At 72.5% G+C, this 13,743-nt stretch carries 13 protein-coding genes; 1 reads left to right on the top strand and 12 read right to left on the bottom strand.

Annotated features, from left to right (window positions below):
• Window positions 1–10: 10 nt before the first annotated feature.
• From ACFPM7_RS22195 to ACFPM7_RS22160, 8 genes are all read right to left on the bottom strand, one after another.
• A complete protein-coding gene (locus ACFPM7_RS22195) occupies window positions 11–922 on the bottom strand; it encodes a phosphotransferase (RefSeq protein ID WP_378249622.1) in 912 nt (303 codons plus the stop codon).
• A gap of 41 nt (window positions 923–963) precedes the next feature.
• The gene (locus tag ACFPM7_RS22190; protein ID WP_378249621.1) at window positions 964–2,460 is read right to left on the bottom strand and encodes a PQQ-dependent sugar dehydrogenase; all 1,497 of its coding nucleotides are present in this window, start codon (window positions 2,458–2,460) and stop codon (window positions 964–966) included.
• Window positions 2,461–2,560: 100 nt separating this feature from the next.
• Window positions 2,561–3,427 (bottom strand): 2-dehydropantoate 2-reductase, encoded by an 867-nt coding sequence (locus tag ACFPM7_RS22185; protein WP_378249688.1) that lies wholly within the window; start codon window positions 3,425–3,427, stop codon window positions 2,561–2,563.
• A 74-nt stretch (window positions 3,428–3,501) separates the two neighbouring features.
• Entirely contained in the window at window positions 3,502–4,989 is a 1,488-nt protein-coding gene (locus ACFPM7_RS22180; RefSeq protein WP_378249620.1) for a DUF4153 domain-containing protein, read from the bottom strand.
• Between the two features lie 123 nt (window positions 4,990–5,112).
• Window positions 5,113–6,129: a HAMP domain-containing sensor histidine kinase gene (locus ACFPM7_RS22175; RefSeq protein WP_378249619.1), complete on the bottom strand. Its 1,017-nt coding sequence runs from the start codon at window positions 6,127–6,129 to the stop codon at window positions 5,113–5,115.
• Window positions 6,126–6,800, bottom strand: a complete 675-nt coding sequence (locus ACFPM7_RS22170; RefSeq protein ID WP_378249618.1) for a response regulator transcription factor — start codon at window positions 6,798–6,800, stop codon at window positions 6,126–6,128. The genes ACFPM7_RS22175 and ACFPM7_RS22170 overlap by 4 nt, the downstream gene beginning before the upstream one ends.
• Before the next feature lie 63 nt (window positions 6,801–6,863).
• The gene (locus ACFPM7_RS22165; protein ID WP_378249617.1) at window positions 6,864–7,400 is read right to left on the bottom strand and encodes a vitamin K epoxide reductase family protein; all 537 of its coding nucleotides are present in this window, start codon (window positions 7,398–7,400) and stop codon (window positions 6,864–6,866) included.
• Window positions 7,397–8,182, bottom strand: coding sequence for a DsbA family protein (locus tag ACFPM7_RS22160; RefSeq protein ID WP_378249616.1), 786 nt, complete (start codon window positions 8,180–8,182; stop codon window positions 7,397–7,399). Before ACFPM7_RS22160 ends, ACFPM7_RS22165 begins: the two co-directional genes overlap by 4 nt.
• Window positions 8,183–8,316: 134 nt before the next feature.
• Here ACFPM7_RS22160 and ACFPM7_RS22155 point away from each other — a divergent pair, with 134 nt between their 5' ends.
• Window positions 8,317–9,186 carry an exodeoxyribonuclease III gene (locus tag ACFPM7_RS22155; protein WP_378249615.1) on the top strand — a complete coding sequence of 290 codons (870 nt, stop codon included), beginning with the start codon at window positions 8,317–8,319 and terminating at the stop codon, window positions 9,184–9,186.
• 43 nt (window positions 9,187–9,229) lie between these two features.
• On the opposite strand, the gene ACFPM7_RS22150 is transcribed toward ACFPM7_RS22155, so the two are convergent.
• From ACFPM7_RS22150 to ACFPM7_RS22135, 4 genes are all read right to left on the bottom strand, one after another.
• A complete protein-coding gene (locus ACFPM7_RS22150) occupies window positions 9,230–10,081 on the bottom strand; it encodes a hypothetical protein (protein WP_378249614.1) in 852 nt (283 codons plus the stop codon).
• 61 nt (window positions 10,082–10,142) lie between these two features.
• The gene (locus ACFPM7_RS22145; protein WP_378249613.1) at window positions 10,143–11,531 is read right to left on the bottom strand and encodes a GH1 family beta-glucosidase; all 1,389 of its coding nucleotides are present in this window, start codon (window positions 11,529–11,531) and stop codon (window positions 10,143–10,145) included.
• Window positions 11,532–11,579: 48 nt separating this feature from the next.
• Window positions 11,580–12,536 (bottom strand): MBL fold metallo-hydrolase, encoded by a 957-nt coding sequence (locus ACFPM7_RS22140; RefSeq protein WP_378249612.1) that lies wholly within the window; start codon window positions 12,534–12,536, stop codon window positions 11,580–11,582.
• Window positions 12,537–12,576: 40 nt separating this feature from the next.
• On the bottom strand, window positions 12,577–13,626 hold the full coding sequence (locus tag ACFPM7_RS22135) for a serine hydrolase domain-containing protein (protein WP_378249611.1): 1,050 nt from the start codon (window positions 13,624–13,626) through the stop codon (window positions 12,577–12,579).
• Between the last annotated feature and the right edge of the window lie 117 nt (window positions 13,627–13,743).

Raw genomic sequence — 13,743 nt, 5'->3', positions numbered from 1 at the left:
CGAGGTCGGTCTAGCCCACCACCGGTGTGGAGCGCCAGTGCTCAAGCATCGGCGCGAGGTCCTCAGCCAGCGACGGCAGCTCGGGGACCAGGGCCATGCAGGCGACACCGCGCAGCATGCCCACGGCGTTCACCAGGGCCAAGACGTCGGGGTCGGTGGTGCGCAGGCCCAGCTCGGCGGCCGTGGCGTCGTAGGAGGCGACGACCTCCGGCGGCATCATCGCCAGGTCCCACTCGACCGGGCCGGTCACGACCAGCTCGAAGTCGGCGAACAGCTGGCCGCTGGTGGTGTCGAGCAGGTTCCACGCGGGAGCGTCCCCGTGCACCACCTGCACGGGCACACCCGGGTGGGCCTCGGCGAAGCGGTCGCGGTCGGTCACGACCGGGCGCAGCGCGGCCCACTCCGCACGGGCGCGGGCCACGTCCTCGGCGGGCAGCAGGTCCGGCCGCTCGGCCAGCACGTCCAGGCTGGCGTCGAGGGAACCGTCCAGGGAGAGCATGAACGGCAGCTCGCCGGGGTAGTCGAGCAGCGCGGCGTGCAGGTGGGCCGTCTTCGCCATGCGCGCCGGGTAGTCGTGCTCGATGTCGAGGGTCTCGACCCACTGCCAGAACGTCATCGACAGGCCGTCGCGCACGACCGGCTCGGTCGGGACCAGCGGGCTCGGCGCGACCGCCGGGAACCCGGTGCCCGCCAACCAGGACGTCACCGCCAGCTCGGCGCGCTGGCGCTCGACCTGCTCGGCCAGCCGGTTGCCCGGCGGCAGGACGGTGGGCACGCGGACCACCACGGGACTGGGAGCGAGGTGCACGACCACGGAGAACACGTCGTAGAGGACCTGGGGGTCGTCGTGCTCGACCCCCAGGTCGCGGGCGGCTGCTGAGGCTGCGGCGACGGCGCGCGCCGTGCGGGATTCGGTGGGCATCGCCCCCGATGGTGCCGGCCACCGGGGGCGCGCGCAGTCGGTTATCGGCAGGCGCCGCCGTTGAGGGTGAACGCCGCGGGCGCGGTGGCGTCGCCGGAGCGGGTGCCGAGGAAGCCGAAGGTCACCGCCGCGCCCGGCGCGATCTGGGCGTTCCAGTCGGCGTTGCGCGCGGTCACCGCCTGCCCCTGCTGGCTGATCCTGGCGTTCCAGGCGGTGCCCGCCCGCTGCCCGTCGGCGAAGGACCACGCCAGGCTCCACCCGCTGACCGGCTCGGCCCCGGTGTTGGTGACGGTGACCTCGGCGCGGAAGTTCGCCGCCCACTGGTCCACCACCCGGTAGGCCACGGTGCAGGTCGCGGTCTGCGCGGTGGAGCGGAAGCTCACCTTGTGCAGCTGGCCGGGCAGGTCGTTGACCAGGTAGATCTCCCCGTCGGCGTCGGTGCCGAAGCTGGTCGGCTGGATCGGCAGCTCGCCGACGCGCGCGCTGGTGTAGGAGCCGTCGGCGTTGGCCTTGATGGCGAAGGCGGGGTTGGTGCAGTAGTCGCTGGCCAGGAACACCCCGTCGGCGATGTCGGCGAAGCGCGCGCCCCGGTAGACCGGCCCCCCGATCACCGCGCAGCCCTCGACCGAGGTCTGGTAGGTGAAGACCGGGTCCACATAGGTCTCCCCGTCGCGGCAGCGGGTGGGGTCGAACACCGCGGTGCCCTCCCGGCACGACCACCCGAGGTTCGCCCCGCCGTCCCCGGCCCGCAGGTGGTCGACCTCCTCCAGGGTTCCCTGCCCCACGTCGGCGATCCACAGCGAGTTGTCGGCCGGGTCCACGGAGAAGCGCCACGGGTTGCGCAGCCCGTGCGCCCAGATCTCCGGCCTGGCGCCGGGGGTGTCGACGAACGGGTTGTCCGCCGGGACGCAGTAGGTCTCGCAGCTGACGTCCAGGCGCAGGATCTTGCCCAGCAGGGTGTCCAGGCGCTGGCCGGCGTCGAACGGGTCGCCCGAGCTGCCGCCGTCGCCGATGCCCCAGAACAGCAGGCCGTCGTTGTCGAAGGCGATCTGGCCGCCGTTGTGGTTGGAGTAGGTGGCGTGCTCCTGGGTGAGCACCTCCTCCAGGGCGCCGTCGCGGTAGCGGGCGAGGGTGACGGCGTTGTCGCTGATCCGGGTGTAGGCGAGGTAGAGGGTGTTGTCGGCGGGATCGACGGCGATGCCGAGGAGACCGCGCTCGTTGCCGCTGACGCTCACCTCAGCGGAGATGTCGATCAGCGGGTCGGGGGCCAGTCCGGTGTCGGGGTGGTAGACGCGGACCCGGCCGATCTTCTCGGTGATGAAGAGGCGCTTGGAGCCGTCGTGGGGCGCGGCGATGGCGGTCGGCCGGTTGAGGCCGAAGGCCAGCTGCGCGGTCTCGACGGTGAGAGCCAGGCCGGCGGCGGAGGCCGAGAGGGTGGCGGCAGGGGGAGTGGGGGCCGCCTGGGACGGCGGGATGGAGACGGCGGCGGCGCCGATGAGGAGGGCGGCCAGCGCCGCGTTGCGCAGGGGACCTCGCACGACCTACTCCTGTCCTCGAACTGTCTGGGAGCGCTCCCAGACTGGCGGTAGCGCTGTTGCCGTGTCAACCGTCGAGCCGGGGTGATCTGGCGGGAACCGGTCAGGCCGGTGCGGCGGCTTCGGTGAGGACGCGGAGGATGTCGTTGACCGGGGTGGGGACGCCCAGGGTCCGGCCGAGTCGGACGATCACGCCGGTGATCGGGTCCGTCTCCAGGGGACGGCCCGCCAGGCGGTCGTAGAGCATCGAGGTGCCGTCGGTGGCGTCGAAGCCCTGGTAGAAGGCGAGGGTGGCCTCGATGTCGGCAGGGGTGAGGTCGGCGCCCGCGGCGCGGCCCACGGCGGCGGCCTCGTGCAGGACCTGGTCGGCCAGGTCTCGGACGTCGCTGGTGTCCATGACTTCCATGCGGCGCAGGGTGAGGGCGGTGATGGGGTTGGCGGCGGCGTTGCCGAGGAGTTTGCGCCAGGCCGCGGTGGTGAAGTCGGGCACCTGGTGGACGGTGAGGCCCGAGTCCGCGAACAGGGTGGCGAAGGCGGCGCCCGCGGGCCCCGCGGCGACGACGACGTCCTGGCCCCGGCGGTGGCGGACCTCGCCGCCGGTGAGGCGTTCGGCGGCGATGTAGACCAGGCCGGGCAGGAAGGCGGCCGGGCCGATCAGGTCGCGGGCGTGGTCGGCGTGCTCCACGCCGTTCTGCAGGACGACCAGGGTGCTGCCGGAGTGCAGCAGGCGGCGCATCCACGGGGCGGTGGAGGCGCAGTCATGGGCCTTGGTGGTCAGCAGCACCCAGTCGGCGGGGGTGGCGGCGTCGGGGTCGGTGAGCACCCGGACCGGAACCGGGTGGCGCCTGCCGTCCATGCGCAGCGCCAGGCCGGGCAGAGGACTGCGCGCGCACACCACCGGGTCGATCCCGACCTGCCGCGCCGCATGCGCGAACACCGTTCCCAGCGATCCAAAACCGACAATCGCCATCGTCGTCACGTGGCCTCCCGACGTCGCCGGGATGGTAAGCACAGATTGTCCACGAATGAGTGAAAGTGAGACGCTTATCCGTGCGCATCGGCGCAGTGGCCTACAGCGGCGAGATGTCCGGCCGCCTGGGAGCGGCCCCAGTTCCACTCCAGTGGACGGTCCTTTGTGATCTTGTGGTTGGCCAGCACGCACGCGCGCACCGGTTCCGGCAGGGCGGCGAGCGCGGGCACGGCGTCGGCCGAGAGGCGGCCGAGGTAGCCGGTGTCGATGCGGCCGGTGCCGGCGTAGCGGTCGACGTTCCACTCGGCGACGAACCGCTCCGGGTTGAGGACCACGAGGCCCAGCAGCGCGGCCAGCGCGCTGGTCAGCACCGCCTTCGGCAGCCACGCCGCGCGCAGCGACCGGCCCGCCGCCAGCACCATCAGGCACACCAGTCCCAACCACACCTCGGCGACGCCGACGAGCAGCCGCAGCACCGTGAACCCGTAGGTCTGCTGGTAGAGCCACAACCGGCTGATCGCGGAGACGACGACCACCAGGGTCGCCGCGGTCAACCCGCCCAGCAGCACCCGCAGCCACGCCCGCTCGGCACCGGTGCCCACCGGCGCGACCCGGGCGGCCACCGCGATGACGGCGAGCACCAGCCCGGTGACGACGAGCAACTGCCAGAACCCCGAGCGCGCGTACCCGGCATAGGTCATCCCCGCGGAGCTGACGTAGGTGTCGCCGCCGAACAGCACCGCCACCTGCACCCCGATGAAGACCACGAACAGTCCCAGCAGCACACCCACGGGCAGCGCCCATTCGATGAGGCGGACCGGCCCGCGCCGCCGCCGCCCGTCCGGTTCGGGCATCGGCGCGGCGACGAGGTGGGCGACGCCGCCGACGAACAGCGCGGCCACCCCGAACACCACGACCCCGGTGCCATCCACTTCGGACGCCTGCGGCGTCAGGGACTCCACCAGCCGCGCGAAAGCCGCGTCCGCCGAGGCGAACAGCGCCCCGAACACCAGCAGCAGCCCGGTACCGACGGCGACCGACCACCCGATCCGGGCCCCGCCCCGCTCGCGGCGCAACGTCTTGCTCCCCTCGAACAGCCACGGCAGCGCCAGGAACCCCGCGATCCACGCGGAGACCGAACCGAACGCCAGCGCCCACGCCGAGCGCCCGGGGGAGAGCGCCAGCGACAGGCACCCCACCGAGGCCAGCGCGCACAGCACGAACAGCCACTCCGCCGCCCGGATCGCCCCCGCCGAGGCCAGCGCGACGGCGAGTCCGATGTAGAGCGGATCGGGCGCCGTCCGCGGCCGGCCGGGCCCCCGCGGTTCGGCCGAGGGACGCAGCTCGGGCCGGGCCAGCAGCACGACGGCGGCGGCCATGACCACCCCCGCCGCGGTCCAGCCCACGCCCACCTTCTGCACCGGCACCAGCACCGCGACCGCCAGCGCGCTGCCCGCGACGACGGCCAGCACCCGCCGGGAGGCGGGCTCACCGGGCGTCACCCACTCCCGGTCGCCCGCCCGAGGCCCGGCCCCGACCTGCGCCACGATGGTTTCAGACATGGATCGACCCCAACTCCCTATCGGTGTGCTCGAAAGGCCGGCGCACCTGAAGACAGGCCTACTTGAAGGCAGGCGTGTTCGGCGGCCGGTGTGCTCGACAGCGATTCCGCGATCGCGGCGCTGTCAGGGAAGCGTCACCCGAATCCGGCACCCGGTGGCCGAATCGACCACCCCGATGGTGCCGCCGTGCATCTCCACCACCCACCGGGCGATGGCCAGCCCCAGCCCGGTGCCCCCGCCGGAGGCGCGCACCCCGCGGCTGAACCGGTCGAACACCTGATCCCGCTCCCCGGCGGCGATGCCCGGCCCGTCGTCGGCGACCTCCAGGCACAGCCCGCCGTCCACGACCGCCGAGACCCGTACGACCCCGCCAGCGGGCCCGTGCCGCACGGCGTTGTCCAGCAGCCCCACCAGCACCTGGTGCAGCCGCTCCCGGTCGCCCCTGACCACGGCCGCTGCGGGGGAGACGGCCACCGCGAACGAGACGTCGCGGCCCGCGGCCAGGGCGTTGACCTCGGCCTCGGCCACCACCTCGCGCAGCAGCGGCTCGACGTCGAGCGCCACGACGTTCAGCGGGTGCACCCCGGCGTCGACGCGCGAGAGGTCCAGCAGTTCGGCCACCAGCCTGCCCAGCCGCTCGGTCTGCGCCAGCGCGGTCCGCATCGTCGACGGGTCCGCCGGGCTGACCCCGTCCACGACGTTCTCCAGCACCGCCTGCAACGCCGCGATCGGGGTGCGCAGCTCGTGGGAGACGTTCGCGATCAGCTCGCGGCGGGTGCGGTCGACGTCGGCCAGCTCGGCGCTCATCTGGTTGAACGCCTGGCCCAGCTCGCCGACCTCGTCGCGCGCGGTGACCCGCACCCGCCGCGAGTAGTCGCCGCGGGCCATCGCCCGCGCCGCCGCGGTCATCTCCCGCAGCGGCCGGGTCATGCCGTGGGCCAGGATCTGCGAGGTGATCAGCGCGCCGATGATGGCGGTGATCGAGGTCGTCGGCGGAATCCAGCCGATCATCAGCCAGAAGTAGGCCAGTGCCGCCGAGCCGGAGGCCACCAGCAGGATGCCGATCTTGACCTTGATGGAGCGCACCGGGTCGAGCGGGCGCGGCAGCAGTTCGAGCACCTCGGCCAGGCGCTGCCTCACCGCGCCACCTCCAGGGCGTAGCCCACGCCGTGCACTGTCCTGATCAGGTCGGCGCCGAGCTTGCGGCGCAGCGCCTTGATGTGGCTGTCCACCGTGCGCGAGCCCGCCGCGTCCGACCAGTTCCAGATCTCGGCGAGCAGCCGCTCCCTGGGCTGCACCGCGCGCGGCCGGGCGGCCAGGTAGGCGAGCAGGTCGAACTCGATCGGGGTCAGGTGCGCCTCGACGCCGCCCCGGCGGACCCGCCGCTGCACCGGGTCGACCTCCAGGTCGCCGACGACCAGCGGCGCCGCCGTGCTCGCCGCGCGCTCGACCCGCCGGAGCAGGACGTGGACGCGCGCGGCCAGCTCGCGGATGGAGAAGGGCTTGGTCATGTAGTCGTCGGCGCCGACGGCGAGCCCGACGAGCAGGTCGGTCTCATCGTCGCGGGCGGTCAGCATCAGGACGGGAACCGGGCGCTCGGCCTGCACCCGCCTGCACACCTCCAGCCCGTCGAAGCCGGGCAGCATGACGTCCAGCACGATGAGGTCCGGCGGGTTCGCCCGCGCGGCGGCCACCCCGGACGGCCCGTCCGAGGCCACCTCGACGGTGAATCCCTCGGCGCGCAGACGGGCGGCCACCGACTCGGCGATGGTCTGCTCGTCCTCCACGACCAGCACGCGTTTGCTCCCCATGCCGCTGACTCTAAGCAGCGCTTGTGCGCGTGCCAGGGGCGAGGTGTGAACGTTCTGTGGAGGTCAGCTGGTCCAGAACGACCAGAAGGCCTGCAGGACGAGCGCGGCGATCACCGCGTACCAGAGCACCAGGACCGTGCTGTGCAGCTTGCGCAGCGTCGGCAGCTCGAAGGTGTCGAGCGTGGTGTACCAGAACAGCGGGATCATCACGACCCACACGACCATGCAGTACGGGCACAGGGCGCGGATGTCGTAGAGGCTGGCGACGATCAGCCAGTGCACGAAGACGACGCCGAAGGTGACGCCGACCTGCATGCCGATCCGGAACCAGCGCGGCGGCTCGAACCCGAGCAGGCCCACCACGCCGACCGTCACCACCACCGCGAAGGCGGCGACCCCGATCAGCGGGTTGGGGAAGCCGAACGCGGCGGCCTGCGGGCTGTCCATCACCGACCCGCAGGACACGATCGGGTTGAGCGAGCACAGCGGCACATGCGTCGGGTCGGCCAGGACGGCCAGCTTCTCCAGGATGAGCGCGACGGCGGCGGCCAGGCCCAGCCCGCCGCCGACGACGTAGAGCCAGGCGAGCCCGCGGCTCACCCGGCCAGCTCCCGGTCCACCAGTTCGCGCAGCTGGCGGTCGACGTCGGCGAAGGTGTCGCCGGTCGCCTCGAACTTCTGGCCGTTGACGAAGATCGTCGGGGTGCCGGAGACGCCCGCCGTCTTGCCGTCGGCGGTGTCCTTGTCGATGCGCGCCTGCACGGCGGGGGAGTCCAGGTCGGCGGTGAACTTCGCGGTGTCCAGGCCCAGCCGCTCGGCGTAGCCGAGGAACACCTGGCCAGCGCGGGCGGTGTCGTCGCTGAGCTGCTGGCCGTCGGGGGCCACGGCCCACTCCTGGTAGTTCTGGTAGATCAGGTGGTACATCTCGCTGAACTTGTCCTGCTCGGCGGCGGCCTCCGCGGCGCGGGCGGCGGGCACGGCCAGCGGGTGGGAGTCCAGGGGATAGTTGCGGACGACGAAGGTCACCTTGCCCGCGTAGTCCTTCTCCACCTTGCTGGTGACGTTGGCGAAGTAGCCCGCGCACGCCGGGCACTGGTAGTCGAGGAACTCGACGATCGTCACCTTGCCGTCGGCGGCCGAGGTCAGCTCGTGGCTGCCGTCGGGGGCCAGCACAGCTGTGGACACACCGCCGCCGCTGCCGCCTGCCTCGCGGGCCGCGTCGCCCGAGTCGCCGGTGCCGCCGGTGCCGCCGGTGGTGGTGTCGGACCCGCCGAACAGCATGATGCCGCCGACCACGAGCACCGCGACGACCACCACGGCGATCGTCATGACCACGTTGAGGGAAAGCCCGTGGCGGGCCTTCACCGGATTCTTGCTCGTCATGTCTGTGGACTCACCTCGGTGCTGGACGGTACCCGTGCTTACTGAGAGTCGGCTGTGGGAGCCGTTGAGTTCCCACCACCGCGCGATTGGCGGGCGGGCGGCGACCGGTGTGGGCCGTCGGTACGGTGGGCCGGGTGCGGATAGCGACCTGGAACGTCAACTCGGTCAAACAGCGCGTGCCGCGCCTGCTTCCCTGGCTGGACCAGCGCGAACCCGACGTGGTGTGCCTGCAGGAGACCAAGCTGTCCGGCGAGGCGTTCACCGAGCTGCTGGGCGCGGAACTGGCCGCCCGCGGCTACGAGGTCGCGGTCAACGGGCTCAACCAGTGGAACGGCGTCGCGCTGCTGTCCAAGGTGGGGCTGGACGACGTCGTGGTCGGACTGCCCGGCGGGCCCGGCTTCCCCGGGCAGGAGCCGCGGGCGGTGTCGGCGGTGTGCGGGGGAGCGCGGGTGCACTCGGTCTACGTGCCCAACGGCCGCGTCCCGGACTCAGACCACTACCGCTACAAACTGGAGTGGCTCGCCGCGCTCACCGAGTTCGTCCGCCCCGACGCCGAGACCACAGTGGTGTGCGGGGACGTGAACATCGCCCCCGCCGACGCCGACGTGTTCGACCCGGCCGCCTACGCGGGGCACACCCACGTGACCGCGCCCGAGCGCGCCGCCCTCGCCGAGCTGACCGGGCTGGGCCTGCACGACGTCCTCCGCGAGCGCTGGCCCGAGGAGCGCTTCTTCACCTACTGGGACTACCGCCAGGGCATGTTCCACAAGAACCTCGGCATGCGCATCGACCTGGTCTTGGCCGGGGGACCGCTGGCCGAGCGGGTCGCGGCGGCGTGGGTGGACCGGGAAGCGCGCAAGGGGAGCAAACCCAGCGATCACGCGCCGGTCGTCGTGGACTTCGACGTGGCTCCCGACGGTGACGTCGGGCCGGTGGTTCCGCCGCCGTCGGCGGCAAGGCCGCGCAAGGGATTCACCCTTCCCCAGTCAGACATCATCAGCTGACGCCAGTGGTTCGGCGTCACCTGATGAAGTCCTGCTCGGCTGGTCAGCGGGGCTGGTTGGGCACGCGGTGCTTGCCGTCCTGCGCAGCCTGGTCGTACGCGCCCTGGTTGTAGGCGTCCCGGGCGTGGGTGTCCCGGGCGTGGGTGTCGGGGGTGTGGGCGTCCGGGGTGTGGGCACCGTCGCGGACGGTACCGGTCGGACGGTGCAGGACCGAGGTCTCCGGGCCCGAGCGGTCCGCGCCGGTGCGCAGGCGGTCGGTGGTCGAGTCGGTGCTGTTCGCGTCCCGGATGTGGCCGTCCTGGCCGTAGGTGTCCAGGTCGCTGTCACGCTTGTCGGCGCTGGTGTCCCGCAGGTGGCCGTCACGGTCGTGCAGGCCGCGGTCCTGCTCGGGCACCTCGGCGACGACGCGGCCGGTGCCCGCGGTGAAGCGGCCGAGGGCGACGGCGGCGAGGAACACGATCAGCGCGCCGAGGCCAACGTGGTAGACCAGCTCGGTGAAGGCGCGCACCCCCGCGGACGCGGCCAGCGGCTCGCCCACAGCGGGCGCGCCACCGGTCCACACGGTGCTCACCGTCGGGCCGACGGCGAACCAGGCGCCGCCGACAGCGGCCAGCCAGCCCCAGAACACGCCGCCGGTGCTGCGCGCGCTGCCGATCAGGCCGAGCCCGCCCAGGATGACCACGACGCCCGGCAGGACGTTGAGCAGGGCCCGCTCCCCGGTGAACACCCACGCGTCGTCGAACCCGTACGGCAGACCGAGGTAGGGACCGAAGAACGGCACGGTCGCGCCCCACAGGCCCAGCAGCACGACCAAGAATCCATTGACCGCACCACGCCGCCGTGGCACCCGTCCGACGTCCTCGTGCCTGGTGGTGACGTCCTCGGCCCTGGTCATCTCGTAGTCCTCTCAACCGGCGATCTCACCCGTGGAGGTACCCCGGCCGAACGGCGGCGAATCACCCGGCGCGCTGCTCCCTGATGTAGTCCCGGTACCAGGAGAAGCTGGCTTTGGGTGTCCGCACGAGGGTCGTGTAGTCGACGTGCACCAGGCCGAAGCGGGGGCCGTAGCCGTGCGCCCACTCGAAGTTGTCCAGCAGCGACCAGTGGAAGTAGCCGCGCACGTCCACACCGAACTCGATCGCGGTGCTCAGCGCGCTCAGGTGGCTGGACAGGAAGGCGACGCGCTCGCGGTCCTCGACGGGCTCGGGATAGGCGCAGCCGTTCTCGGTCAGGTAGATGGGGGGCAGGTCGGGGTAGCGGTTCTTGAGGTCGGTGAGCGCCTCGATGAGGCCGGTGGGCTCGATGGGCCAGCCGAGACCGGTCTTGGGCACGTCGGGCAGCTGGGTGTAGTCCACGCCGATGTCCTCGGCGGTGCGGTCGGCGGGGTCGGCGACGGCGGGTGGCGCGTCGGCGACGTGGCGGCGGTAGTAGTAGTTGACGCCGACGTAGTCCAGCGGGGTGCCGATGACGTCGAGGTCGCCGTCGTGGCGGAAGGACAGGTCGGTGATGGGGCCGAAGACGTCGTCGTAGTCGCCCGGGTAGGCGCCGCCGAACAGCGGCTCGGTGAACTGCCTGCGCAGCAGCAGGTCGAAGCGCCGCGCCGCCGCCTCGCCACCGGGCCCGACGGGCACAGCGGGGGACTGGTTGAGCACGATGCCAAACTTGTCACCGCCAAATCTGTCACCGCCAAACTTCTCACCGCCGAACTTCCCGCCTCCCTGCGCGCGCATGGCGCGCACGCCGAGGCCGTGGCCCAGCAGCAGGTGGTGCGCCGCGGCCAGCGAGCCGTGGCCCTCGCGCGCGCCGGGGGCGTGGCGGCCCTCGGCGTACCCGGCGACGGCGGAGACGAAGGGCTCGTTCATCGTCGTCCAGAACCGCACGGAGTCACCGAGCTCCTCGTGCACGACGGCGGCGTAGTCGGCGAAGCGCAGCGCCGTGTCGCGCGATCGCCAACCACCGTCGTCTTCCAGTCCCTGGGGGAGGTCCCAGTGGTAGAGGGTGACGAAGGGCTCGATGTCGCGGTCGCGCAGGGCATCGACCACGCGCCGGTAGAAGTCCAGGCCGCGCTGCTCGACCGGCCCGCGCCCGGTCGGCTGCACCCGCGTCCAGGCGACCGAGAACCGGTAGGCGTCCACCCCGAGGTCGCTGAGCAGCGCCATGTCGTGCGGCCAGCGGTGGTAGTGGTCGCAGGCGACGGCCCCGGTCCGCCCGTCGCGGGTGGCCCCGGGCCGCTCCGCGAAGGTGTCCCAGATCGACGGGCCCCGGCCGCCCTCGGTGGCCCCGCCCTCGATCTGGTACGCCGAGGTCGCCACCCCCCAGACGAACTCGGCGGGGAACTCGGCCATGGCGCCCTCCTCACGACTGGGAACGCTCCCAGCCTAGCGGGCGGATGCTCAGACCGAGCAGTGCAGGGGGCCGCCGTTCCAGGTGACGGCGTCAGTCATGGCGGCGATGATGTCGATGGTCGCGCCGCGGGCTTCGGCGTAGGCGCGGTGCAGGTTGAGGACGATGCGCTCGGCGTCGGGCCAGGCGGCGAACTCGCCGAGGTCCGCGCTGGTGGCGGCCCGCAGCGGGGTCTTGTCCTCCATCATCGCCGCCTCCGCGGTGGCCTTGACGAAGCGGTAGTAGCGCTCGTGGGCCGCCAGGACCGGCGCCAGGTCGTGGATCAGCGGGCCGTGGCCGGGGACGACCACCTCGGCCTCGAAGGCGGCGAGCCAGTCCAGGGAGCGCAGGGCGCCGTCGATCGATCCCATGAGGACCATCGGCGTGATGCCGTGGAAGAGCAAGTCGCCCGCGAACAGGACGCCGGAGTCGGGCAGCCAGGCGACGACGTCGCCCTCGGTGTGCGCGGGGTGGCCGGGGTGGGCCAGTTCGACGCGGTGCTCGCCGAGGTGCACGGTCAGCTTGTCGCCGACGATCACCGTCGGCGGACGCACGGCGGCGACGCCGAAGTCGGGCATCGGCGCCCAGATCGGCGGCGCGCCGCCTGCCAGCAGGATGTCGTCGAGAAGGCCCTCGCGGGTCTTGGCGTGCCCGATGACGGTGGTCTCGGCGGGCAGCAGGGCGTTGCCGTAGCAGTGGTCGCCGTGCAGGTGGGTGTTGACCGCGTAGCGGATCGTCGCCGCGCCCGCGACGGCGCGGACGGCGGCGAGGAAGCGCTCGGTGCGCCTGCGGGTGGCGCAGGTGTCGATCAGGGCGACGCCGTCGCGGCCGTGCACGACCCCGGCGTTGTTGATCCACCACGTTCCGTCGGGCTGCACCCACGCGTGGACGCCGTCGGCGATCTCCACCAGAGCGGCCTCGTCCAGTGCGGCCCCGACCCGGGCAGCCTCGTCCGTGTGCGTGTCCACCCGCAACCTCCCCGATGAGCCGACGGCGTACCGCCGGAGGCTACCCGCGGGGATCTTGCAGGTCGAGGGCCGCGAGCACGCGGCGGTAGGCGGGCCAAGCGCCGCGGTCGTGGTTGCACAGCACCGCGATGGTGGTCTCGGCGGCGGGCAGGTGCACCGCGATCGCCGAGACACCGGGGTCGCCGCCGTCGTGGCCGAACACCGCGACCTCCCCGTCGGCGAGGACGATCTCCATCCCGTAGCCGTGTCCGTAGTTGTGGGTCGCCATCACCTGAGGGCTGGTCATCGCCGCGCGCGTCTCGGCGCTGACCAGCGAATCCGCGCGCAGGGCGTCGAGGAAGGCGACCATGTCGGCCGCGGTGGTGATCATGCCGCCGTCGGGCATGGGGGAGGCGGTGATGCCGTAGATGTTGGACAGCCACTTCTCATACGGCTTGTCGCTCACCTGGTAGCCGCTGGCGAGCCTGTCCGGCTCTTCGTCGAGCGCCTCGAAGCTGGAGTCGGCCATGCCCGCGGGCGTCAGCACCTCGTCAGCGACGACATCGTGGTAGGCCCTGCCGGTGACCGCCTCGATGACGAGCCCGACGAGGAGGAAGTTGGCGTCGTTGTAGGAGTAGCGCTCCCCGGGCGGGAACGCCGCGGGCAGGGTGGCGAACAGCGGCAGCAGGTCCGCGGGCCTGCGCGCGCGGTAGGTGGGGACGCGGTCCCAGCAGGCGAACCAGGACCGCATCGTCTCGTCGCCGTCGTCGTGGTAGTTGGTCAGGCCGGAGGAGTGCGACAGCAGGTGGTGCAGCGTGTGGTCGCCGGTGAGCGCGGTGGGCCGGTGCTCGGCGGGCAGCACGTCGGACAGCGGATCGTGCAGCCCGACGAGTCCGCGCTCGACCAGCCGCAGCGCCGCGACCGCCGTGATCATCTTGGTCACCGACGCCACCGCGAACCGCGTGTCGGCGGCCACCGGCACCCCGTGGCCGCGGTGCGCGATCCCCCCTGCGTAGGAGAAGACCGGCGTGCCCGCGCGTCGGGCGAGGACGGCTCCGCTGAACTCGTGCCGTGCGACGCGCTCGTCCAGCCACCCGCGCAGTTCATCCATCCCCCCATGATGAGGCCGCGCGCAACCGGTTTGACGTTGGTTGATTTCCGCGACGGTTCAACGACAAATCCGGCATTCGCCAGACCGTCGCCCTGGCGACTGGTATAAGTCGCGCAT

Origin of the sequence: Actinokineospora guangxiensis (assembly GCF_042657845.1) — a bacterium.
GTDB lineage: Bacteria > Actinomycetota > Actinomycetes > Mycobacteriales > Pseudonocardiaceae > Actinokineospora > Actinokineospora guangxiensis.
This window is presented reverse-complemented; position numbering and strand designations above follow the sequence as displayed.